Origin of the sequence: Cyanobium sp. ATX 6F1, from assembly GCF_024346315.1 — a bacterium.
GTDB lineage: Bacteria > Cyanobacteriota > Cyanobacteriia > PCC-6307 > Cyanobiaceae > ATX-6F1.
The window spans coordinates 71,883-94,258 of record NZ_JAGQCS010000005.1 but is presented as its reverse complement, the minus strand read 5'-3'; the positions used below and the strand labels follow the sequence as shown (position 1 = coordinate 94,258).

The following is a 22,376-nucleotide window of genomic DNA, read 5'->3' as shown; positions in this document are numbered from 1 at the left end:
CTCAGCGGCTGCGGCCATGGCGCCCCTCCCCTCCCCCGAGCCTTACGAGTTGCTGGCCACCGAGGCGGTGCTGGAGGCCCGCAAGCTTCGCTTCGAGCTCAACCGGGTGAAGCTGCCGATGGGCCTCGAGGGCAGCTTCGGCGTGATTCGTCACCCCGGGGCCTCCCTGGCGGTGCCGGTGCTCGATGACGGGCGGGTGGTGATCCTGCGCCAGTACCGCTTTGCCGTCGCCACCCGGCTGCTCGAGTTCCCTGCCGGCACCCTTGATCCGGGCGAGACACCCCTGAGCACCATGGAGCGGGAGCTGCAGGAGGAGGCGGGTTACAGCGCCGAGCGCTGGGATGAGCTCGGGGTGATGCTGCCCTGCCCCGGTTACTCCGATGAGGTGATCCACCTGTTCCTGGCCCGGGAGCTCTCAGAACTCACCGAGGCCCCCCCCGGCGACGACGACGAGGACCTGGAGGTGCTGCTGCTGGAGCCGTCCGAGCTGGATGCGGCCCTCGCCAGCGGCGATGAGGCCCTCGATGGCAAGAGCGTGACCGCCTGGTTCCGCGCCAAACAGCTGCTGGGTCTCTGATGGCCCAAGAGCGGTGGCTGGTGTGGCAGCGGCGCGACCTGCGCCTGGCCGACCACAGGGCCCTGGCGGCGGCGGTCGCCGCCACCCCGGCGGTCACCGGGGTGTTTGTGCTCGATCCAGCGGAGCTGGAGGCCGCTGATCAGGCCCCGGCGCGGGTGTGGTTTTTGCTTGAGAGCCTGCGGGAGCTGGGGCGGCGCTGGCGGGAGGCCGGCAGCGAGCTGCTGCTGCTGCGTGGTGATCCGCTGATCGAGCTGCCAAGGCTGGCGCAGGCGATCGGCGCCGAGGTGGTGGCCTGGAACCGGGATGTGGAGCCCGCCGCCCGGGAGCGGGACCGGCGGGTGGCGGCCGCGCTCCAGGCCCAGGGCACCAAGGTGCTCGCCCTCTGGGACCAGCTGCTGGTGCCGCCGGAGCAGCTCCAGACCGGCAGCGGCGGCCCCTACCGGGTCTACGGGCCCTACTGGCGCAGCTGGCGCCGCCAGGTGGGAGGTCTGGGCCAGGAGCTGGAGCCCATGCCGGCACCGACGGATCTGCTGGGTTTCGATCCGGCGGCCCTGCCGGAGCCTGCCACCGCCCTCTGGCGGAGTTTGCCCCTGCTGGGGGAGCTGCCCACGGCTGAGGCGCTGGGGTTTCCGTTTGCGGGGGCCACCCTCTGTCCCTGCCGCCCGGGGGAGGCGGCCGCCGCCGAGCAGCTGGCCCGCTTCGCCCAGGGCCCTCTGCTCGACTACGACAACGGCCGCAACCTGCCCGCCCTCGCCGGCACATCCGTGCTCAGTGCCGCCCTGCGCTTCGGCACCCTCAGCCCCCGCCAGGCCTGGGCCGCGGCCCAGGGAATGCTGCCCGCCGCCGGCAGCGATGAGCAGCGCCAGGCGATCACCGTCTGGGAGCAGGAGCTGGCCTGGCGTGAGTTCTACCAGCAGGCCCTGTTCCACAGCCCCGAGCTGGCCGATGGCCCCTACCGGCCCCTCTGGAAGCGATTCCCCTGGGAGAACGATCCGGTGCGTGTTCAGGCCTGGAGCGACGGGCTCACGGGTGTGCCGATCGTGGATGCGGCGATGCGCCAGCTCAGCGAATCGGGCTGGATGCACAACCGCTGCCGCATGATCGTGGCCTCCTTCCTGGTCAAGGATCTGATCTGCGATTGGCGCCTTGGTGAGCGCGTTTTTATGCAGCACCTCGTGGATGGCGATCTGGCCGCCAACAACGGTGGTTGGCAGTGGAGCGCCAGCAGCGGCATGGATCCGAGGCCCCTGCGCATCTTCAATCCCTCCACCCAGGCGGGCCGCTACGACCCCGAAGCCGACTACATCCGCACCTGGCTGCCGGAACTGGCCCACGTGGCCACGGCCGATCTGATCAGTGCCGCGATCGCCCCCCTGGAGCGGCGCGGCTATCCGGAGCCGATCGTGGAGCACAGGCGGCAGCAGGCGCACTTCAAGGCCCTCTACGCCGCCCTGCGCTGAGCGGGACGGGACGCCAAGACCCTGAGTCAGGCGGCCATGGGTTGCTTGGCCAGGGCCTGGAGCACCTCCACCACCCGCTGCTGCTGGGCGGGCTTGAGCTCAGGAAAGATCGGCAGGCTGAGCACCCCGGCGGTGAGCCGCTCGGTGATGGGCAGGCTGCCCGGGCCGTAGCCCAGCTCGGCGTAGGCCGGCTGTCGATGGATGGGGATCGGGTAATAGATGATCGTGCTGACGCCGGCCGCTTGAAGCTCCTGTTTGAGCCAGTCGCGGCAGCAGCTTTCCGGCAGGCCGAAATCGGCGCTGTCGAGCGAGGGGCTGCATTGACCGCCGCAGCTGTTCCGGCCGCCGGGACAGCTGGGCACCCGCACCACGAATTGGTTCCAGCTGTGGCCGGCTGGTCCCGCTTCCGGGAGGTGCAGGTTGGGGAGGTCGCACAGCTGCTGGCGGTAGGTCTCGGCCACGGCGCGCCGGCGGTTCACCCAGGTTTCCAGATAGGGCAGCTTGACGTTGAGGACGGCCGCCTGCAGGGCGTCGAGGCGGCTGTTGTAACCCAGGGTGGTGTGCAGGTAGCGGCGGGGCATGCCGTGCACCGCCAGCTCCCGCACCCGCTGGGCGAGGGCGTCGTCGCGGCAGGTGACGGCACCGCCATCGCCGGCGGCGCCGAGGTTCTTGGTGGGGAAGAAGCTGAAGCAGCCCGCATCGCCCCAGCTGCCCACGGGGCGCTCGGCCCAGCTGGCACCGGTGGCCTGGGCGCAGTCTTCGATCACCTTGAGGCCATGGGCCTCGGCGATCGCCATCACCCGGCCCATGTCGACGGGCCTGCCGAACAGGTGCACCGGCATCAGCGCCCGGGTGGCGGGGGTGATCGCTGCTTCCACCTGGTCCAGGTCGATCAGGTAGGAGCTCTCCTCCACATCGACGAACACCGGGGTGGCGCCCACGGCGCTGATCGCTTCGGCGGTGGCGAAGAAGCTGAAGGAGCAGGTGATCACCTCATCGCCGGGGCCGATGCCCAGCCCCCGCAGGGCCAGCACCAGGGCATCGGTGCCGCTGTTGCAACCGATGGCGTGGGGGCTGCCGGTGGCCTGGGCGAAGGCCGATTCGAACGCACTCGTGGTGGCCCCGCCGATGTACTGACCGCTGCGCAACACCTGCAGCACAGCGTCATCAAGGGCGTCACCGAGTTGCTCGAGCTGCTCGGTGAGGTCGAAGGGGGGCACCTGCATGCAGGGCACCTTAAGCCCAGTCAGGCGCTTGGCCGGGGTGCCATTTGATGTTGCAGCCGATCTCCACCTCGACCTGCTTGATGAAGGCTCAGGGGGGTGCCCAGGGTCAGCATGGTGGAGGCGGTCAGGGCCATGGCGGGCGGCCGAGCTGGTTCCTACCGCGACGGGCCCAGGCTACGGAATGCGGGAAGATCGGCGGACGCTGCCTGCTGCCCTTGCGCCCCCCGACTCGACGAGCCAAGGCCGCCTTCGCGCCCCTGCTGGCGGCGCTGCTGGGGCTGTCCCTCGCCGCCTGTGTGCCGGCCCACCGGCGCGCCAGCTGGAGCTTTTTCCCCCTGCAGCGCAACCAGCCCCACGACGGCCTGGCGGTGGTGAGCCAGCCCGATGGCTACGGCCTGCACATCTGGCTGGAGACCGACACCAGCGCGTCTGGCGTGTGTCGGCCCCGCTGGGTGGTGGATGCGGCGCGGCTGTTCAACGGCAACGGCACGGCCCCCTTCAGCTCGGGCCTCGCCACCAGAGCCGAGTGGTTCGAGGCGGTGGCCCGCCAGGACGTGCGCGACGCCCTACGGCGTGAGCTGGAGGCCCTCTGCCGGGAGCGCGCCCCGCGCAGCAGCTGGAGCTGGATCGAGCCGCCCCGCACCCTGGAAGCGGTGAAGACGGAGCGGTTCCCGCTGCTGGAGGAGAAGCAGCTGCTGGCGGACCCGGAGAAGGTGCGCCAACAGGAGGACGCCATGGGCGGCGCGGCGCCGGAGGGGCCTCCGCCCTGAGCCCTGGTGTTCGGGCGATTCCGTCCTTGGGGGAGAATCGGCAGATTCCTGACCCCCCGGCGATGCTCCTTGATCTGCGCGGCAAGAAGGCCCTCGTCACCGGCATCGCCAACAACCGCTCGATCGCCTGGGGCATCGCCCAGCAACTGGCCGCCGCCGGCGCCGAGCTGGGGGTCACCTACCTGCCCGATGAGAAGGGTCGCTTCGAGGGCAAGGTGCGCGAGCTCACGGCGCCCCTGAATCCCAGCCTGTTCGAGCCCCTGAACGTGCAGGACCCGGCCCAGATCGAGTCGGTGTTCGAGCGTGTCAAGGATCAGTGGGGCTCGATTGATGTGCTGGTGCATTGCCTGGCCTTCGCCGGCAAGGAGGAGCTGATCGGCGACTACTCCGCCATCAGCCCGGAGGGCTTCGCCCGGGCCCTGGAGGTGAGCGCCTATTCCCTCGCGCCCCTGTGCCGCTTTGCCAAGCCCCTGTTCAGCCAGGGGGCGAGCGTGATCACGCTCACCTACCTGGGGGCTGAGCGGGCGATCCCCAACTACAACGTGATGGGTGTGGCCAAGGCGGCCCTGGAGGCCTCGGTGCGCTACCTGGCGGCCGAACTCGGCCCCGAGCAGCAGGTGCGTGTGAACGCCATCAGCGCCGGCCCGATCCGCACCCTGGCCAGCTCCGCCATCGGCGGCATCCTCGACATGATCCACAACGTGGAAGAAAAGGCCCCCCTGCGCCGCACTGTCACCCAGGAAGAAGTGGGCGCCACCGCCGCTTTTCTGGCCAGCCCCCTGGCCTCCGGCATCACCGGCCAGGTGATTTATGTGGACGCCGGCTACTGCATCACCGGCATGTGAGCGGCACACTGGCCTGGAAGGAGGTCTCCATGCGCACTGGCACGATCCACCGCACCACCGGCGAAACCGATGTGCGGGTCAGCCTGGATCTCGATGGCAGCGGCCAGTGCCAGGTGGGCACCGGCGTGCCGTTTCTCGATCACATGCTCCAGCAGCTCTCCAGCCATGGCCTGCTGGATCTGGAGATCAGCGCCAACGGTGACACCCACATCGACGACCACCACACCAATGAGGACGTGGGCATCGCCGTGGGCCAGGCCCTGGCCCAGGCTTTGGGGGATCGCCGCGGCATCCAGCGCTTCGGCCACTTCACGGCGCCCCTGGATGAGGCCCTGGTGCAGGTGGTGCTGGATTGCTCCGGCCGGCCGCACCTGAGCTATGGCCTCACGATTCCAGCCCCGCGCATCGGCAGCTACGACACCGAACTGGTGCGGGAGTTCTTCGCGGCCGTGGTCAACAACTCCGGCCTCACCCTGCACATCCGCCAGCTGGCGGGGGTGAACTCGCACCACATCGTCGAGGCGGCCTTCAAGGCCTTTGCCCGGGCCCTGCGCCAGGCCACCGAGCTCGATCCCCGCCGCTCCGGGGCGGTGCCCAGCAGCAAGGGTGTGCTGGAGCAGGCGGGCGGCTGGGGCTGAGCCGCCCGCTCGAGCCAATCCGCCGCGCTTCACACTCCGTTACGGGATGATGGAGGCCCGCCTGCCGCCGCCATGACCGTTGCCCCCAGCCCCCAGGCGACCTTTGATCGCGCCGACTGGTCCAGCGCCTTCCGCAATGTGGGCCAGGAACTCGATGGCGCCGTGGAGCCCATCAGCGGCACGATTCCGGCGGAGCTGGCGGGCACGCTCTACCGCAACGGTCCCGGGCGCCTGGAGCGGGACGGGGTCTGGATGCACCACCCCTTCGATGGCGACGGCATGATCACCGCCCTGCGCTTCGAGGGCGGCAAGGCCCATCTGCGCAACCGTTTCGTGCGCACCGAAGGCTTTGAGGCCGAGGAGAAGGCCGGCAAGCTGCTGTATCGCGGGGTGTTCGGGACCCAGAAGCCAGGGGGCCTGCTGGCTAACGCCTTCGACCTGCGCCTGAAGAACATCGCCAACACCCACGTGGTGCGCCTTGGCGATCAGCTGCTGGCCCTGTGGGAGGCCAGCTCTCCCCACGCCCTTGACCCCGAAACACTCGAAACCCGCGGCCTCACGCTGCTCGATGGGGTTCTGGCGCCTGGGGAAGCCTTCAGCGCCCATCCCCGCTTCGATCCCGGTCACCACGGCGACGCCCGCATGGTCACCTTTGGGGTGAAGGCGGGCCCCACCAGCACCGTGCGGCTGATGGAGTTCGATGCCGCCGGCGCCCTGGTGGCCGACCAGCGCCGCCGCTTCAAGGGGTTCGCCTTCCTGCACGACTTCGCGATCACGCCCAACTGGGCGGTGTTCCTGCAGAACGCCGTGGCCTTCAACCCCCTGCCCTTCGTGTTCGGTCAGAAGGGAGCGGCCCAGTGCCTGAGCTCCAAGCCCGGCCAGAAGGGGCAGTTCTGGCTGGTTCCCCGCTCGGGAGAGGGGGAGCCGCGGCTGATCGAGGCCCCCGAGGGCTTTGTGTTCCACCACCTCAACGCCTTCGAAGACGCTCAGGCGGGGGAGCTGGTGGTGGATTCGATCTTCTACGCCGATTTCCCCTCGATTGGCCCCGACGTGGACTTCCGCCAGGTGGATTTCCAGAGCCTGCCGGAGGGTCAGCTCAAGCGCTGCCGGATCGATCTGTCCACAGGCGCGGTGCACACGGAGCTGCTGGAGCCGCGCTGCTGCGAGTTCGCGATGGTGAACCCCCATCGCCAGGGCCTCGAGGCCCGCTACGCCTGGATGGCCGTGACCGAGCGGGAGCGCGGCAACGACCCGCTGCAGGCGATCGAGAAGCTGGATCTGGGCACGGGCGAGCGCTGGCTGTGGAGCGCTGCCCCCCGGGGCTTCGTGACCGAGCCGGTGATGGTGCCCCGCCCCGGTGCCAGCGCCGAAGATGATGGCTGGGTGCTGGTGCTGATCTGGAACGGGGCGCGCGGCGCCAGCGACCTGGTGATCCTCAACGCCCACGACCTCAGCGAGCAGGCGGTGATTCCGCTGCCCCTGGCGATTCCCTACGGCCTGCACGGCAGCTGGGCCGCGGCCTGATGGCCTGGTTCATCAAGACCGAGACCTTTCGGCGCCCAAGGGACGAGGTCGAACCCCACCGGCTGGAGCACCTGGCCTGGGTGAAACGGCTGCAGACCGAAGGCCTCTCCATCAGCAGCGGCTATCTTGTGGACGGCGAAGGGCGCCCCGGTGGCGGCGGGCTGCTGTTGCTGGAGGCTCCCGATCACGCCCGTGCCCTCGAGTTGGTGCGGCAGGATCCTTTGATTGCCAGTGGCTGCGTGGATTGGCAGCTGCAGGGCTGGATCGCCGCCGTTGGTGATCTGGCCACCTCCCCCCTCAATCAGCTGTGATGCTCGCTTTTCTGTTCGCCCCCTTTGGTCTGCTGGCGGCCCCGGTGCTGGGCAGCTGGTTGCCGGCGCTGCTGCTGGTGTTCCACTTCGCCGGCCCGGTGCCCGACACCCTGGGCCCCGTGGCCGGCCAGCTGCCCGCCTGCACGGCCCCGGCCCACTGCGTGCGCGAGGACTGGCCCGTGGCCGACCCTGCGCTGGCCCTGGGGCGTCTGGCTTCTCAACTGGCGTCCACCCCGGGCACCCGCGTGGAACGCTTCGACGAGCAGGAGCCTCAGCCCTACCTGCACGCCACCGCCACCAGCAGCTTTTTTGGCTTCGTCGATGATCTCGAACTGCTCGCCGACCCTGAGCGGGGCGTGCTGCAGGTGCGATCCGAATCCCGTCTTGGGGATTCGGATCTGGGGGTGAACCAAGCCCGGGTTGATGGGCTCAGGCAAGGCCTCGCCCCGGCCGAGCCCCAGGCCAGCCAGGGGTAGGCCAAGGCCCCACGGCTCAGGCGTTGCCGAAGGCCACCTGGCAGGCCGAGTTGAGCAGCTCCGCCTCTTGGGCGTTCTGGGGCTCCTGGCCGTTGATCAGACCGGAGTTGCAGTCGGCGCTGAGCTCGTAGGTGCTCCCATCGGCGCTGACGGCGAAGGTCACCCCGGCCGTACCGGAGGGCTGCACCGAGCCGAACAGCAACTGGTAGTTGGTGTTCGGCACCACGATGGTGGTCTGGTTGCTGCTGATGGCGTCGTTGACGGCGTCGTTGATGATCGCCGCCGTCGCCAGGGTTCCCACGCCCCAGGCCGCGGCCCGGGCGCCCCACCAGCCCCAGGTGGGGGTGTTCCAGCCGCCGTACCAGCCGTGGTTCCAGGGCCGGGCCACGCCCCAGCCGGCCCGGGCCCAGCCCGGCCGCACGTTGACGTTGTTGAAGTTGACGTTGCGGTTCCAGTTGCGGTTGACGTTGGCCGAGCGGTTGATGGTCCGGTTGACGTCTCTGTTTATGTTCCGGTTGACGTCTCGATTGACGTTTCGGTTGAGGTCTCGGTTGAGGTTGCGGTTTCCGTCGCGGTTCAGGTTGCGATTGCCGGCCAGATCACGGCCGCCGCTGGGACGGTTCCCCGGGGTGCGATTGCCGAGGTTCGCGCCGCCCGCTGGGCGGTTGATCGACGGGTTGGCCCCGGGGGAGGACACCCGGTTGCTCCAGCCGCCGCTGGGCTTGCCAGAGCCTCTGTTGAGGCCGCCGCCGGCGTTGGCGAAGCCAGTGTTGGCCCGGTTCCCACCACCCCCACGGGCGCCACCGCCACCGCCACGATTCCCACCGCCGCCGCCACCGCCCATGCGGGCGCCACCGCCGCCGCCCCCACGGGAGCCGCCACCGCCACCCCCTCTGCCGCCGCCGCGGGCGATCAGTTGCTGGGCGCCCAGGTCAGGGGCGCGATCGAAGGCCAGCCCCGCCCCGGCCGGGAGGGCGATCATGCCGGCCAGCACCAGGCCGAGTCCAGAGAGGCGTTTCATTTCAGGTCCAGCTCGCAGCCTTCGTCGTAGCAGCTGGCGTTCGTGCGACCGGTGGCATCGAAGTGCACCTTGACCAGATCGCGACCGGCGATCAGGTCGGAGCGGGCCTGGCTGACGCTGTTGAGGTAGTTGGGATTCACCACGCACAGCTCACGGCCGTTGAAGCAAAGCGTGTTGGTGGAGAAGCGGGCCGAGGCGCTCTGCAGGAACTTCCACTGCTTGGTGTCCTGCTGCCAGATTTCCATCCTCAGGGGCTTGTCGGTGATGCGGATCGTTGTGATCGCCGTGCCGATGCGGTGGCGATAGAGCGTGGCGCCACCTTCATTGATCGCCTCGACGCTGCAGGCCTGGGGTGCTCCACTGGCGACGCTGCAGCGGGTATCGAGCTTGTAGAGGGTCTCGGCGCGGCCGGGGGCCGCGGCCAGGAGCACTCCTGCGGCAAGCAGCAACAGCAATGATCGATCGCGCATGGGGCGTGTGGGGCGGAGGGAGCTTCCTTTCTTGTTAATCACCCTCAGCAGCTTCGTCGTGGTTTTGTAAGGGTTTGATGCGTGGCCTAGGCGCCGACGCCGCTGCTCAGGGTTTTGCGCCAGCGCAGGTACGGCACCGACAGCAGCACTGTCATGAGCAGGTAGGACAGGATCGCGAGCTTGAGGCCTTCCATCCCACTGGCGTAGGTGCTGGCCAGCAGCAGGGCCAGGCCGGGATTGCGCATCGAGGTCACCAGGGCGGTGGTGGTGCGCTCCTCCGGGTCGCTGCCGGCGAGCAGATGGCCGATCGCCAGGGAGGCCACCACCATCACCGCCATGAACCCCAGGGCCAGGGCACTGCGGGAGAGGAAGGGAACGAGCAGGTGGCCGGTCTTGACCAGCACCGTCACGATCAGCAGCAGCAGCAGACCATTGGCCAGCTTGTCGAACAATCCCTCCCAGCGCTGGGCCCAGCCCGGTCGCCACTGCCGCATCAGCATGCCGCAGGCCAGGGGCAGGAGCTGGGCCTTGCTGATCTGCAGGGCCACCTCCCGCGGACCGATGTCCCAGCCCGAGATTCCGTAGGTCTGGGTGAAGACGTCAGCCAGCAGCGGGATCGACAGGATCGCCAGCACCGCCGCCGACACCTGCAGCTGGGACGCCAGCTGACGGCTGCCCGTGGCCTGGCCGGCCTTGCGCAGGGCGAGGGGAGCGCTGGGGCAGATCGCCATCAGGGCGATGGCGAACCGCGCCGATGGCGTGAGGGCCGCGCTGAGCGGCAGCTTCAGCAGCAGCAGCGCCAGCAGGGGCACCAGCACGCAGGTGCCCAGCAACACCCGGGCGAACAGGGCGGGACGCTCGCGCACCAGGTTCAATTTGTCGCCGGCCAGGCTCAGCCCCAGCGCGAACATGATCGCGAACAGGGTGGCGCTCACCAGCAGGGCAGCAGCTTGGGCCATGGCGGGAATGGGGAAAGGGGACAGTCAGTTCTTGATCGCGCCGATCGCCAGCATCAGCAGGGCGAACACGCCGATCACGGTCAGGGCCACGGCCGTGGCCGTGGCCAGGGAGCGCTCCTGGCTGTAAGTGAAGTCGTCGCGCAGGAGGCGCCTGAGATCGCGGTGGTGCTGGCGGGTGGCGGCTCCCATCGCCAGGATGCCGGTGATCACAAAGCCCATGGCCACCAGGCGCACGCTCCATTCGGCGTGGCCCCCACGGAGTCCACCACTGCTGTTGATGGCGCCGACGATCTTGTCGAGGCCGAAGCCGAAGCTGATCAGCGACAGGCAGGTGCGGATCCAGGCCATCAAGGTGCGCTCCGCCGCCGCCCGGTTGCGCTCCTTGGCCAGTTCGTTGGTGAGGTTGGCGGTCATGGCAGGGGCGGCAGGGCTGTTTCGGGGTGGGAGCGCTCCTCCAGGCGTTGCTGCTGCTCCATCTCCCGGGCCAGGAAGATGTTCAGGAAGGTCCGGATCGCCGCCACTACCGCCAGCCGGATCAGATTGGAATCGCTGGGGGCGGTGGTGGTGGCGACGATGTCGGCCCCCAGCTGGAACTCCAGCGCCAGCGAGAGCCAGGAGCCGAACCGCAGCCGCACCCGGGCAAAGGGGAAGTCCGCGCCCCGGCTTCGGCGCCGCTGGCTGAACGCGAGCCGCAGGGTCTGCACCAGCCCCACCAGCACGCAGACCACCGAGAGGGTTTCCAGGCTGAACTGCAGAGCCCCCACGGCCTGCGCCAACACTTGCTCCACTGCCTCCTTCCATGCCATGAATCAGGGGTCCCCCGCTGGGTTGGGCCGACAGAGGATGTAGGCCACCCAGCCCGGCAGCACCAGGGAGGCCACCAGCACGGTGAGCGAGGTGCTCAGGCGGCTGGAGAGGGTGCGGGCGGGATCGAGACCCGCCTGGAGGAACTTGAGCGTCACGAACAGGGCGAAGACGCCGGTGGTCAGGGCGCTGGCGGCCTTGATCAGATCGCTGGGCGGACGCAGGGAGGGCCGGTGCAGACTCCCCCCCAGGAGGGCACCGGACACAATCCCCGCCAGGGCCAGGCTGCCCACGATCAGGGCCCGCTGGGGGGCCAGCTCCGTGAAACCTTCTGCGCTGACCAGATCGGCGGCCACGGTTCCGGCGCCCACCAGGGACCCCACCAGGGCCCCCAACAGGGCCGACCAGAGGGGGAGCGCTGGTCGCTGGACGCTGGCGAAGGTCGTCAGGGCGATGGTGAGCGAGCAGGCGAAGGCCGACCCCATTGGCGAGAGCGCTTCGGTGACCTTGAAGGCCACGGTGGCGGTGGCGGCCGCGCACAGCATCGGCAGGATCTTCATGGACGCACGAGGCAGCGGAAGCCCAGGTGGCAGGTGGAGGTGTCGATGCCCTGGGCCAGGCGCGCCGCCGGCCGGTAGCGGCGGCAGTAGCTGGGGGCGCACAGAAAGGAGCCTCCCTTCATCACCTTGCGGGGAATCGCCCCGTGCTGGGAGCTGCGATCGATGCTCGCCTCCCGGGCCTCCGAGCCGGAGGCGCAGCAGCCCTCCGCCCCGGCGGACCTGGCCCCATGGTCCAGGTACCAGCTGTCCGTCCACTCCCACACATTGCCGATGGTGTCGAACAGGCCGTAGCCGTTCGCTGGAAAGGCGCCCACCGGCGAGGTGCCCGCATAGCCGTCCAGCAGGCTGTTGTGGTGCGGGAAATCTCCCTGGAACGTGTTCGCCAGCGGGCGTCCGCCGGGGTGAAGCTCCTCACCCCAGGCGAATTCGGCCCCTTCACGGCCCCCCCAGGCGGCCCGTTCCCACTCCGCTTCACTCGGCAGGCTCTTGCCGATCCAAGCGGCGTAGGCCGCCGCGTCGGCATGGGCCACATGCACCACGGGATGCTGCTCCCGCCCCCGGATCGAGCTGCCGGGGCCTTCCGGGTGGCGCCAGTTCGCGCCGACCACGTACTGCCACCAGCGGTAGGGATCGCCGGTGCCGATCGGCCCGGGCGGCGGCACGAACACGATCGAAGCAGGAGCGAGCAACTCCGGCAGGGAACCGGGGTAATCGGCCGGATCGGCGGGCTGCTCGGCCAGGGTGATGTGGCCGGTGGCCTTCACGAACTTCAGGAACTGGGCGTTGGTGACCAGATGGCGATCGATCCAGAAGCCCTCCACCGCCACCCGGTGAGCCGGGGCTTCCTCCGGGTAGTGGTGGTCGGAGCCCATCACAAAGGATCCCGCTGGAATCCAGGCCATGTCCCGGGCCGGGGGGCGACCCGGCCGGGAACGGCTGACGATGGGGGCCACGCTCATCGGGAGCTCAGCTCGCGCCCCCGGCGGAGATCATCTTCTCCAGCACATCGCCCACCGTGAAGCTGGCAGCCTTCTGGCGGGGTGGATACGCCTGGAAGGAAGACAGGAATTCAGCCACGAAGGCCTGGGCCGGCACCAGCATGAAGGCATGGTCGAGCATCCAGTCCCAGTAGGTGTTGGAGGTGATGTCGGCCCGTTCGTAGGGATCGGTGAGCAGGTTAAAGATCTTCGGCAGCCGCAGGACGGTGAAGGGCTCGGCCCACACCTGAAGCGTGCCGGTCACGCGCTGCTCGGCGAACACGAACTTCCAGTTGTCGTAGCGCAGGCCGGTGAGGTCGCCGTCGTCGGAGAAGTAGAAGAACTCCACCCGCGGGCTCTTGCCTGCCTTGCCCGTCCAGTAATCGAGCATGTTGTAGCCATCGAGGTGGATGTGGAAGTTCTTGCTTCCCACCTGATGGCCATCGAGGAGTTTCTGCTTGATCTCGGGCTCGCCGGCGGCGGCCAGCAGCGTGGGCAGCCAGTCGAGGTGGCTGACGACGCCCGTGAACAGGGTGCCGGGTTCGATCTGGCCCGGCCAGCGCACCAGCGCGGGCACCCGATAGGCCCCCTCCCAGTTGGAGTTCTTCTCGTTACGGAAAGGCGTCATGCCGGCATCGGGCCAGCTGTTCATGTGCGGGCCGTTGTCGGTGCTGTACATCACGATCGTGTCATCGGCGATGCCCAGCTCATCGACCAGATCCAGCATCTGGCCAATGCAGTTGTCGTGATAGATCATCACGTCGTGGTATTCCGACTGCCAACGCCCTGACTGGCCCACATCCTGGGGCCGAGCGTGGGTGCGGAAGTGCATGTGGGTGGTGTTGAACCACACGAAGAAGGGCTCGCCCGAGGCCACCGCATCGCGGATGAAGCGCTTGGCTTCGACGATGAACTCGTCGTCGGCGGTTTCCATCCGCTTCTTGGTGAGTGGGCCGGTGTTCTCGATCCGCTGGGTGCCGTCACCGTTGGCCCAGCAGTGCAACACGCCGCGCGGGGCGAAGCGCTTGCGGAAGTTCGGGAACTCAGGATCGTCTTCTTTGGGGTAGTCGCGCAGTTCGGGTTCTTCCTCGGCATTGAGGTGGTACAGATTGCCGAAGAACTCATCGAAGCCGTGCATCGTGGGCAGATGCTCGTCGCGGTCGCCGAAGTGGTTCTTGCCGAACTGCCCCGTGCGGTAGCCCAGCGGCTTCAGCAGCTCGGCGATGGTGGGATCCTCGGCCTGGAAACCCACCGGGGCGCCGGGCAGGCCCACCTTGCTGAGGCCGGTGCGGAACACGCTCTGACCGGTGATGAAGGCGGCGCGGCCGGCGGTGCAGCTCTGCTCGGCGTAGTAATGGATGAAGCGGCCGCCCTCCTTGGCGACGCGGTCGATGTTGGGGGTCTGATAGCCCATCAGGCCATCGCTGTAGCAGCTGAGGTTGCTCTGGCCGATGTCATCGCCCCAGAGGATGAGGATGTTGGGCTGTCCGTTGGGCATGGGATCAGGTGTGTGGAGGGCTGAGCCTGGGGCTGATGGCGGCAAGCGCAGTCTGAAGCCGCTGCGGACCAAGGGGAGCGGGTCAGGGGGTGTGCGCCGTTGGACTCTGCCAGTGATCGGTTAAGGAGCGGTCAACAATTCATGATTTTTTCAGGCAACCGCCTGCGCGCCTTCTTGCCCAGCGCCACCCTCACGGGGAGCAGGGGCTCGCGCTGAGCCGGTACACCCGCTCCCAGTCGTTGCGCATGCTCACCACCGTCCAGCCCCGCTGCGGGGCCGCGGCCAGGGCCCGATCCAGTCGGCCGAAGGGGGAGTTCCGGTCGTAGGCGAACTCCCGTTCGGCGTCGTCGTGGTGAAGGATCAGGCCCAGGCGGGCGCCCGGGCCGGCGGTGGTCCACTCGAGCATCTCGAAATCACCGTCGGAGTTGCCGAAGGCGGCGATCGGCCGCCGGCCCAGGGCGGTGTGGATGCCCACCGGCTTGCCGGCCCCGTCATCGATGAAGGCCACCTCGGGGTGCCGCAGCAGCACCGGCACGCTCCCCTCGACGGCATAGGTGGTGCGCACGGTGGAGCCGATCACCTGCTCCGGTGGCACGCCGTAGAGCTCCTCGGTGACCACCCGCAGGAAATCGCTGCCGCCGCCGGACACGATCACGGTGAGGAACCCCCGCGAGCGCAGCAGCTCCAACAGTTCACCCATCGGCGCGAAGGTGAGGCTGCTGTAGGGCCGGTGAAGGCCAGGATGGCAGGCGCTGCGGAACCAGTCGCGCACGATCCGGGCGAAGGTCTCCGTGCTCATCCCGCCATGGGTGAGGGCCACCAGCTCCAGCAACCCCTGGGTGCCCTGGGCCATCACCGCCTTGACATCGCCGGCCGCCGCCGCGGCGACCACGGGGTTGGCCGCCAGCTCCGGCCGCTGGGCCACAAGCGTTCGGGCCCGATCGAGGGCGAAGGCGAGCTGCACATACATCGGCTGCTCGCCCCAGAGGGTGCCGTCGTTGTCGAACACCGCCAGGCGCTCCGCCGCTGGCACGTAGTCGCGGCTGCCTTGGGTGCTGACGGCGGCCACGAAGGCCAGCAGCCGGCGTTTGACCGGGCCCTCCCGCCAGGAGGGCAGGGGGTCGCCCCCCGCGGGGGAGGGGGCGGCGGAGACGGGCGGGCCCATGGTGAGCAGGAGCAGGACGGCCATGAACAACGCCCTGATCCCCAGGTTGCCGCGCATGGGAAGAGAAACGATGCCCAAGGGCAGACGAGCCTGGGGGGCCTCGAGAAGATAGGTTCCGTGCAACCCTTCGTCGCGCCCGCGTGAGCCACTCCCGTCGCTTTGGTTGGGGGCGAAGACTGCGCCAGCTCCTGGCTGCGCTGCTGGCTGCGGCCCTGGCGGTGGCGGTGGTGGCGGCGCTGCCGACAGCTCTGGGAGGGGCCGCCCCCGGGAATCCGGCGGCGGCGGTGGGGCCGCCGGCGGGCTTTGTCGAGCTCGAGGGGCGGCGGGTGCTGGAGATCCGTGCTGCGGTCGGGGTCCAGACCCCGGTGGAAATGGCCCGTCGGGGCAACCGCCGGCTGGCGGCCCTGGCCGCCGACTACAGCGTCGATCCGGCGCAGCTCGTGATCCGCGAGGATCCCCCGTACACCAGCATCGGCCTGCTGCGAAACGGGGAGTTCGATCCCCAGATCGCGGTCGACGATCGCAACGCGGCCCGTTTCGGCCTCAGCCGCCAGCAGCTTGCCGAGCGTTATCTGGGGCAGATTCGGGGGGCGATCGAGCGCTACCGCCGCACCCACCGCCGCCAGGACTGGATCCGGGGCACGGCCCTGGCCCTGCTGGCCCTGGGGCTTTACATCCTCTGGCTGCGGGGTCAGATCGCTCTCAACCGGAGGCTCAAGCGCTGGATCGCTGATCCGGCGAACCGTCGCCTTCAGGGGCTTCACGTGGGCGGCAATCAATGGCTCACCGCCGACCAGCTCCGCGGCCTGCTCGACCCCCTGCGCCGGATCGTCCATGGCGCCGTGCTGCTGCTGGTCAGTTACCTCTCGATCCCCCTGTTCCTGGGGCTCTTCCCGCCCACCCAGGCCCTCTCCCAGACCCTGACCGGCCAGATCAGGGCCCTGGTGGTGGGCGGTTTCGCTTCGTTGGTTCGGGCCATTCCCGACCTGATCTCCGTGGCGGTGATCCTGGGGCTCAGTGTGCTGTTGATGCGCGCCAGCAACGCCTGGTTCAAGGCGGTGGAGCTGGGGAACCTGCGCCTGCGCTGGTTCTATCCCGAGTGGGCGCGGCCCACGGCCCGGCTGGTGGGGATCGGCATCCTGTTGTTGGGGGCGGTGCTGGCCTACCCCTACATCCCTGGTGCCAACAGCAAGGCCTTCCAGGGGGCGGGCTTGTTCGTGGGGGTGCTGGCGGCCCTGGGCTCCAGCGCCGTGGCCGCCAACCTGATCGGCGGGCTGATGCTCACCTACACCCGCGCCTACCAGGAGGGGGACCGGGTCAGCATCAACGGTACCGTCGGCATCGTTCACGACAGCGCCCTGCTGGTGACCCGCCTGCGCACCCCCCGTAACGAAGTGGTGAGCATCCCCAACGCCACCGTGCTCGGTGCCTCGATCGTCAACTACAGCCTGGCCCGGCGGGAGATCGATGAGCCTGTGGTGATCGCCACCACGGTCACCATCGGCTACGACGTGCCCTGGCGCCAGGTGCACCAGTTGATGCTCGCCGCCGCCGCCGCCACCGCCGGCATCAGCCAGGAGGTTCCCCCCTTTGTGCTGCAGACCTCCCTTAACGACTTCCACATCAGCTACGAGCTCAACGCCTACGTAGCCGATGTGGAGACCTACCGCCGCAGCCTCTCCGATCTGCTCGGCGCGATCCAGGACCAGTTTGCGGCCGCTGGCGTGGAAATCCTCTCCCCCGGCTACCACGCCATGCGCAACGGCAACGGCAGCACCGTGCCCCCCTGGCCTGCCCAGCCCTTCGGCGAGGCGCCCCCCGGCTGAGCGGTTCAGCCCAGCGGCGATCCGTCCAGGAGGGGCCGCAGCCGGGGCAGGAGCGCTTCGAGGGCCCGGCCGCGGTGGCCCAGGCGCCGTTTGAGCTCCGGGTCCATCTCGGCGAAGGTCTGGGCCGCCTCGGGAACCCAGAAGATCGGGTCGTAGCCGAAGCCGCCCACGCCTCTGGGCGCCTCGAGGATCTCCCCCGGACAGATCCCCTCCACCTCCAGCACCGTCTGGCCGCTGGGGTCCGCCAGCGCCAGGGCGGCCGTGAACTGGGCCCTGCGGTCGGCAGGAGTTTCGGGGCTGCCGGCGGCGTCCAGCTCCCGCAGCAGACGTGCGATGCGCTCGGAGTCGCTGGCGGCGTAGCGGGCCGAGTGGAGGCCGGGTGCGCCGCCGAGGGCCCCCACGCTGAGGCCGGAGTCGTCGGCCAGGGCCCAGTGGCCCGTGGCCCGGGCCACCGCTTCGGCCTTGAGCCGGGCATTGGCGGCGAAGCTGTCGCCGGTTTCCTCCACCTCCAGGCCCGCCGGCTGGGGCAGCAGTTCCAGGTTGAGGCCGGAGAGCAGGGCCGTGAACTCCCGCAGCTTGCCGGCGTTGCCGCTGGCGATCACCAGCACCCTGGGGCCGCCCTCGAACCCGTGGACGGCGCTCACGCCTGCTCCGCCAGGGCGCGCGCCCAGGCCAGCACCTGGGCCACCCGCTCCTCGCTGGGCGCTTCGCAGTAGAGCCGCAGCAGCGGTTCGGTGCCGGAGAAGCGCAGCATCAGCCAGTGGCTCGGCCCGAGCCGCAACTTGACGCCATCGGTGCGGATCACCTCGCGCACGGGGGCGCCGGCCACCTCAGCGGGGGGCGCTTCCGCCAGCTGCCGCTCCAGCCGCGCTCGGCTGGCCATGTCCTTGAGGCGCAGGTCGAGGCGGTCGTAGGCGCTGGCGCCTCCGCAACGTTGTTGGAGGGCATTGAGGCGGGCCCCCAGGGGCAGGCCGCCCTCCACCAGGGCCTCCAGCAGCAGCAGGGCCACGAGCAGGGCATCGCGCTCGGGCAGATGGAGGCCGAAGCCCACCCCACCGGACTCCTCGCCGCCGATCAGCACCTCGCCGGCGAGCATTTCGCTGGCGATGTACTTGAAGCCCACGGGCTTCTCGATCACCTCGCGACCCAGGTCTTCGGCCACGGCCGCCATCAGATCCGAGCCGCTCACGGTCTTGATCACCTTTCCCGGAAGGCCCCTGGCCCCGGCCAGGTGGTCGATCAGCAGCGGCATCAGCAGTTGGGTGCTGCAGTAGCGGCCGTGTTCGTCGATGGCGGCGATGCGGTCGCCATCGCCATCGAAGACGATCCCCACTGCCGGTTGGCCGGCGGCGGTGCTGGCGTTCACCCGGGCGATCAGCTCGTTGAGGTAGGGGGCCAGGGGTTCGGGGGGGTGGCCGCCGAACAGGGGATCCCGCGCTGAGCGGATCTCGCTGATCCCCTCGCCCAGCAGGGCTCCGAGGCCGCCGGCGGCTGAGCCGTGCATCGGATCGACGATCACCTTCAGGCCCAATTCAGCCAGGCCTGAGGCCAGGGCGGCGGTGTCCACCTGGCGGCGCAGGCCATCGAGGTAGCCGCCCCAACCATCGATCAGGGGGGTGTCGCCCTCGATCGGCACCGTGATCCCCCCCGCCGCCAGACGCCGCTCCACCCGGGCGGTGAAGTCGCCCTCCACCGAGCCGCCGAAGTGGCCCTTGATCTTCAGCCCGAGCCATTCGGGCGGGTTGTGGCTGGCGGTGATCACGAGCGCCCCGAGGGCGGCGCGTTCCACCACCGCCCAGCTGCAGGCGGGGGTGGGCACCGGGGTGTCGGTGAGCACGGGTTCCAGATCGGCGCCGCGCACGGCCGCGGCGATGGCGGCGGCGAACTCCGGCGCCATGAAGCGACGGTCGTAGCCGATCACCACCTCGCGGCTGCGCAGACCTTCGGGGGCGGAATGCTCCAGCTCCCGGGCGGCGGCGGCGGCCACGCTCAGCAGGCGTTCGATGGTGATGTCCACCCCGAGGATGCCCCGCCAGCCATCGGTGCCGAAGGCGATCGGGCTGGGAACCAGGGGCAGGGGGGCAGAGGCCATCGGTGCGGACGCGCTGGCCTAGCCGTAGCAGCCGGAGGCGGCACTTGGGGGCGTCGTCGTGCCGGCCTGGTGGCAGGCCACCGGCCGCCGTAGCGTGCCCCGATGGGGCCAACTACGCCGAACGATCGGTTACCGATCACCGATCGTCTGTTGCGTAGTTGGTTGCGTTGCCGTCGCCGCGCCTGGCTTGACCTGCACGGGGAGGCCTCCGAGCGGCTCTGGACGGCCCACCGCAGCCTGCAACTGGAGGATCAGTACCGCAGCTTTGCGGCCCTGGTGCCCAGGCGCCCCCGCCATGGCCCAGGGGCCTGCGCGGAGGGGGCCGAGGCGGTGGTGGGCCTGCGCCTGCGCGGCCCCGGACCCGGGGGTCTGGAGCTGGAGGCCCATCCGCCCCTGCTGCAGCGGGTGGAGGGGCACAGCCGCTGGGGGGGCTGGGCCTACCGGCCCGTGCTCGCCCGCCAGGGCCGCCGCCTCACCCGCGAGCATCGGCTCGCGATGAGTTTCTCGGGCCGGCTTCTGGCCCGCACCCAGCAGGGTCCCGTGGACCACGCTCTGGTGGTCGCGGTTTCCGGTGGCGCGCTGGAGCAGGAACGGCTGGCCCTGACCCCAGCCCTGGAGCGCCAGCTGGACGGGCAGCTGCTGCGCATGGGCGAGGAGCTCGGCGCCGGGCCCATGCCGCCGCTGACCACCGACCGCAAGAAATGCACCCTCTGCAGTTGGCGGGGCTTCTGCGGGCGCGAGGCGGCGGCGGAGGGGCACCTCAGCGAGGTGAGCGGCATCGGCGCCAAGCGCCGGGAGCTGCTGATCGAGCTGGGGCTGCCGAGGCTCGCCGACCTGGCGGCGGCCGATCCCGAGCAGCTGGCGGACGCCCTTGAGGTGCACGGGGAACAGCACCGGGAGGTGGCGGCCCAGCTGGTCGCCCAGGCCCGGGTGCAGCGCTCGGGGGTGCCGCAGCGCCTGGGGGCCGGTCCCGCCCTGCCGGAGCTGGAGTCGGCGCCGGGGGTGCTGATCTACGACATCGAATCGGATCCCGATGCCCGCGATGATTTTCTGCACGGCTTTCTGCGCCTGGAGCGGGGATCGGATGGCTGGGGTGATGCCGACGCCGCCCCCTACCACCCGCTGATGGCGCTCTACGAACACGGCGAGGCGCGCCTCTGGCTGCGCCTCCAGCGCCTGCTGGCGCGCTACCCCGGCTGGCCGGTGCTCCATTACGGCGAGACCGAATCGCTGGCCCTGGTGCGCCTGGCCCAGCGCCAGGGCGCCACGGACGCCGAGCTGGAGGCCCTGCGGGCCCGCTGCCTGGATCTGCACCAGCGGCTGAAGCGCCATTGGCTGCTGCCGGTGAACAGCTATGGGCTCAAGGCGGTGGCCGGCTGGCTTGGGTTCCAGTGGAGTCAGAAGGGGGTGGATGGGGCCCGCTGCCTGCTCTGGTGGCGGCAATGGCGCTCGGGAACGGCCAGCGCCCCCCGGGGCAGCCATCACCTGCTGCGCCGGATCTTCCGCTACAACCACGACGACGGCCTGGCCACCTGGCGTGTGGCCCAGTGGTTGCTGGAGCAGGACAGCAGGAGCTGACGGTGCTGCGCCGGGCGCTGCTCAGAGCTTCGGCCGGCCGGCCCCCAGCGGCGGAGCCACGAAGGCCTCGGGCAACGAGAGCTCCAGGGCCCAGCCCGTGCCCGCCGCTCCACCCGCCCAGAGCACCGGTTCGGCCAGGGCCTGACGGCGCACCAGAGCCAGGCCGACCACCTGGCGCGTTCCGGCTGAGCTGGCCGTGAGCTCCAGGCAGGAGCTGACCTTGCCGGCCCGCTCCCCCGCCGCCGTGACCAGGACGCTGCCCGCTGCCAGGGCGGCTCTCGGGGCTCCCGGGGCAGAGACGAAGCGACGGAGCTGTTGCTTGACGCCGTCGTAGGTGCTCAGTTTGGCCAGGGTCTCCTGGCCCACGTAGCAACCCTTGCTGAGGCTGACCCGATCGGCCAGCCCCAGCTCGAAGGGGTTGGTGTCGTCATTCAGTTCACCGGGGGCGGCGGGGAAGCCCTGGCGCAGCCGCCACAGCTCCTGTTCAACGGGGTCGAGCTCTGAGAGGGCCCCCCAGGGGGCCGGCAGCGCGGGGCCGTCTCTCCAGAGCAACCGCTTCCCCAGCAGCCAGCCCTGCGGACCCTCATCGCCCAGTGGTTCCCAGTGGCCCGGGGCCGCGGCGGGCAGGGGATCGGCCGGCGCTGGCCCCAGGGGAGTGATCAGCGTGGCCGTTTCCACCGCCCCCAGCGTCACCTGGTCAGCGGGGAACAGCACCCGATCGAGGGCCTGGTGCACCAGGGCCCCCTCCCCGGCCGTCACCACCAACCATGCCCCGCCCCTGTCCACCAGCACCTCCGCCAGGCCCCGCAGGCGGGCGGTGGGACCGATGATGCAGGTGGCCAGCAGCTGGCCGGCCCGGGCCCCCTCGATCGCCTGGCTCGTCTGGCCGTGCAGCACCCGCAGGCTATCTGGGCCCTCCAGGCGTATCAGGCTGACGGACTCCACCAGGCGGCTGGGCCGGGCGGGCTGCCAGGCCCAGGGGGAGGTGGTGGCGCTCACGGTTGTTGGGCGGCCGTGGCGGCCACCTCCTCGAGCAGAAAAAGGCTCACCAGTTCCAGCCCTTCGGCGGCCATGGCCGCCTCGCCGCCCTCCTGGCGATCGACGATCGTCACCACCCGCTCCACCCGGTAGCCGGCATCTCGAAGCTGACGAACCGCCTTGAGGGAGGAGCCGCCGCTGGTGACCACATCTTCGAGCACCGTGAGGCGGCTGCCGGCTTCGGGCAAGGGCCCCTCCAGCCAGGCGCCGGTGCCGTGGCCCTTGGCCTCCTTGCGCACGATCAGGGCATCCAGCGCTCGGCCCGAGAGGGCAGCGGCCTGGGCGACGCCGCTCACCAGGGGGTCGGCCCCGAGGGTCAGCCCCGCCACCGCCACCGCCTCCGGCTCCACCCGCTCCAGCAGTTCGGCGGAGAGCAGGGCGAGGCCAAAACCACTGAGGCTCACCGGTTTGCAGTTCACGTAGTGGTGGCTGCTGCGGCCGGAGGCGAGGGTGAACTGGCCGTGGCGATAGGCCCGGCGGGCCAGCAACGCCAGCAGGGCGGCGCGTCGTTCGGGGGGGGTGGTGGGCAGGGTTCGGGCGGTCGAAGAAGCCATGGGCGGT

The 22,376-nt window shown here is 70.0% G+C and carries 24 protein-coding genes; 10 read left to right on the top strand and 14 right to left on the bottom strand.

Going from position 1 to position 22,376, the window contains the following annotated elements:
• Nucleotides 1–16: 16 nt before the first annotated feature.
• Both KBZ13_RS09055 and KBZ13_RS09050 read left to right on the top strand, forming a co-directional pair.
• A complete protein-coding gene (locus tag KBZ13_RS09055) occupies nt 17–577 on the top strand; it encodes an NUDIX domain-containing protein (protein ID WP_255008407.1) in 561 nt (186 codons plus the stop codon).
• Nucleotides 577–2,037, top strand: a complete 1,461-nt coding sequence (locus tag KBZ13_RS09050) for an FAD-binding domain-containing protein (protein ID WP_255008405.1) — start codon at nt 577–579, stop codon at nt 2,035–2,037. Before KBZ13_RS09055 ends, KBZ13_RS09050 begins: the two co-directional genes overlap by 1 nt.
• Nucleotides 2,038–2,063: 26 nt before the next feature.
• Here the strand turns inward: KBZ13_RS09050 and KBZ13_RS09045 are convergent, their stop codons facing one another.
• Nucleotides 2,064–3,263, bottom strand: a complete 1,200-nt coding sequence (locus KBZ13_RS09045) for a DegT/DnrJ/EryC1/StrS family aminotransferase (RefSeq protein ID WP_255008403.1) — start codon at nt 3,261–3,263, stop codon at nt 2,064–2,066.
• 215 nt (nt 3,264–3,478) lie between these two features.
• Here KBZ13_RS09045 and KBZ13_RS09040 point away from each other — a divergent pair, with 215 nt between their 5' ends.
• The 6 genes from KBZ13_RS09040 (at nt 3,479) to KBZ13_RS09015 (ending at nt 7,827) form a co-directional block, all read left to right on the top strand.
• The gene (locus KBZ13_RS09040) at nt 3,479–4,033 is read left to right on the top strand and encodes a hypothetical protein (RefSeq protein ID WP_255008401.1); all 555 of its coding nucleotides are present in this window, start codon (nt 3,479–3,481) and stop codon (nt 4,031–4,033) included.
• Nucleotides 4,034–4,095: 62 nt separating this feature from the next.
• Entirely contained in the window at nt 4,096–4,878 is a 783-nt protein-coding gene (gene fabI, locus KBZ13_RS09035; protein WP_255008399.1) for an enoyl-ACP reductase FabI, read from the top strand.
• A 29-nt stretch (nt 4,879–4,907) separates the two neighbouring features.
• Complete coding sequence (gene hisB, locus KBZ13_RS09030; protein WP_255008397.1) at nt 4,908–5,516, top strand: imidazoleglycerol-phosphate dehydratase HisB; 609 nt, start codon at nt 4,908–4,910, stop codon at nt 5,514–5,516.
• Nucleotides 5,517–5,588: 72 nt separating this feature from the next.
• Nucleotides 5,589–7,040, top strand: a complete 1,452-nt coding sequence (locus KBZ13_RS09025; RefSeq protein ID WP_255008394.1) for a carotenoid oxygenase family protein — start codon at nt 5,589–5,591, stop codon at nt 7,038–7,040.
• Entirely contained in the window at nt 7,040–7,351 is a 312-nt protein-coding gene (locus KBZ13_RS09020; RefSeq protein WP_255008392.1) for a YciI family protein, read from the top strand. Before KBZ13_RS09025 ends, KBZ13_RS09020 begins: the two co-directional genes overlap by 1 nt.
• A complete protein-coding gene (locus KBZ13_RS09015) occupies nt 7,351–7,827 on the top strand; it encodes a DUF1499 domain-containing protein (protein WP_255008390.1) in 477 nt (158 codons plus the stop codon). Before KBZ13_RS09020 ends, KBZ13_RS09015 begins: the two co-directional genes overlap by 1 nt.
• 16 nt (nt 7,828–7,843) lie before the next feature.
• Here KBZ13_RS09015 and KBZ13_RS09010 read toward each other — a convergent pair whose 3' ends face one another.
• From KBZ13_RS09010 to KBZ13_RS08970, 9 genes are all read right to left on the bottom strand, one after another.
• Nucleotides 7,844–8,848, bottom strand: coding sequence for a hypothetical protein (locus KBZ13_RS09010; RefSeq protein WP_255008387.1), 1,005 nt, complete (start codon nt 8,846–8,848; stop codon nt 7,844–7,846).
• Nucleotides 8,845–9,318 (bottom strand): hypothetical protein, encoded by a 474-nt coding sequence (locus tag KBZ13_RS09005; RefSeq protein WP_255008386.1) that lies wholly within the window; start codon nt 9,316–9,318, stop codon nt 8,845–8,847. Before KBZ13_RS09005 ends, KBZ13_RS09010 begins: the two co-directional genes overlap by 4 nt.
• A gap of 86 nt (nt 9,319–9,404) precedes the next feature.
• A complete protein-coding gene (locus KBZ13_RS09000; protein WP_255008384.1) occupies nt 9,405–10,277 on the bottom strand; it encodes a bile acid:sodium symporter family protein in 873 nt (290 codons plus the stop codon).
• A gap of 24 nt (nt 10,278–10,301) precedes the next feature.
• Nucleotides 10,302–10,691 (bottom strand): YidH family protein, encoded by a 390-nt coding sequence (locus KBZ13_RS08995; RefSeq protein WP_255008382.1) that lies wholly within the window; start codon nt 10,689–10,691, stop codon nt 10,302–10,304.
• Nucleotides 10,688–11,083, bottom strand: coding sequence for a DUF1622 domain-containing protein (locus KBZ13_RS08990; protein ID WP_255008380.1), 396 nt, complete (start codon nt 11,081–11,083; stop codon nt 10,688–10,690). Before KBZ13_RS08990 ends, KBZ13_RS08995 begins: the two co-directional genes overlap by 4 nt.
• A gap of 3 nt (nt 11,084–11,086) precedes the next feature.
• Nucleotides 11,087–11,641 carry a hypothetical protein gene (locus KBZ13_RS08985; RefSeq protein ID WP_255008378.1) on the bottom strand — a complete coding sequence of 185 codons (555 nt, stop codon included), beginning with the start codon at nt 11,639–11,641 and terminating at the stop codon, nt 11,087–11,089.
• A complete protein-coding gene (locus KBZ13_RS08980; RefSeq protein ID WP_255008376.1) occupies nt 11,638–12,600 on the bottom strand; it encodes a formylglycine-generating enzyme family protein in 963 nt (320 codons plus the stop codon). Before KBZ13_RS08980 ends, KBZ13_RS08985 begins: the two co-directional genes overlap by 4 nt.
• 7 nt (nt 12,601–12,607) lie before the next feature.
• The gene (locus tag KBZ13_RS08975) at nt 12,608–14,116 is read right to left on the bottom strand and encodes an arylsulfatase (RefSeq protein WP_255008374.1); all 1,509 of its coding nucleotides are present in this window, start codon (nt 14,114–14,116) and stop codon (nt 12,608–12,610) included.
• Nucleotides 14,117–14,306: 190 nt separating this feature from the next.
• On the bottom strand, nt 14,307–15,338 hold the full coding sequence (locus KBZ13_RS08970; protein ID WP_255008372.1) for an HAD family hydrolase: 1,032 nt from the start codon (nt 15,336–15,338) through the stop codon (nt 14,307–14,309).
• Between the two features lie 83 nt (nt 15,339–15,421).
• On the opposite strand from KBZ13_RS08970, the gene KBZ13_RS15645 reads away from it, so the two are divergent.
• Complete coding sequence (locus KBZ13_RS15645) at nt 15,422–17,107, top strand: mechanosensitive ion channel family protein (protein ID WP_315859616.1); 1,686 nt, start codon at nt 15,422–15,424, stop codon at nt 17,105–17,107.
• Between the two features lie 5 nt (nt 17,108–17,112).
• On the opposite strand, the gene rdgB is transcribed toward KBZ13_RS15645, so the two are convergent.
• Together rdgB and KBZ13_RS08955 are read right to left on the bottom strand one after the other, a co-directional pair.
• Nucleotides 17,113–17,751: an RdgB/HAM1 family non-canonical purine NTP pyrophosphatase gene (gene rdgB / locus KBZ13_RS08960; protein ID WP_255008370.1), complete on the bottom strand. Its 639-nt coding sequence runs from the start codon at nt 17,749–17,751 to the stop codon at nt 17,113–17,115.
• Nucleotides 17,748–19,199 carry a phosphoglucomutase/phosphomannomutase family protein gene (locus tag KBZ13_RS08955; RefSeq protein WP_255008368.1) on the bottom strand — a complete coding sequence of 484 codons (1,452 nt, stop codon included), beginning with the start codon at nt 19,197–19,199 and terminating at the stop codon, nt 17,748–17,750. The genes rdgB and KBZ13_RS08955 overlap by 4 nt, the downstream gene beginning before the upstream one ends.
• A gap of 102 nt (nt 19,200–19,301) precedes the next feature.
• Between KBZ13_RS08955 and KBZ13_RS08950 the strand changes: the two genes are divergently transcribed.
• Entirely contained in the window at nt 19,302–20,777 is a 1,476-nt protein-coding gene (locus KBZ13_RS08950) for a TM0106 family RecB-like putative nuclease (RefSeq protein ID WP_255008366.1), read from the top strand.
• A gap of 21 nt (nt 20,778–20,798) precedes the next feature.
• Here KBZ13_RS08950 and KBZ13_RS08945 read toward each other — a convergent pair whose 3' ends face one another.
• Together KBZ13_RS08945 and pyrE are read right to left on the bottom strand one after the other, a co-directional pair.
• Complete coding sequence (locus KBZ13_RS08945; RefSeq protein ID WP_255008364.1) at nt 20,799–21,776, bottom strand: folate-binding protein; 978 nt, start codon at nt 21,774–21,776, stop codon at nt 20,799–20,801.
• A complete protein-coding gene (gene pyrE, locus KBZ13_RS08940) occupies nt 21,773–22,369 on the bottom strand; it encodes an orotate phosphoribosyltransferase (protein WP_255008363.1) in 597 nt (198 codons plus the stop codon). The genes KBZ13_RS08945 and pyrE overlap by 4 nt, the downstream gene beginning before the upstream one ends.
• Nucleotides 22,370–22,376 lie beyond the last annotated feature (7 nt).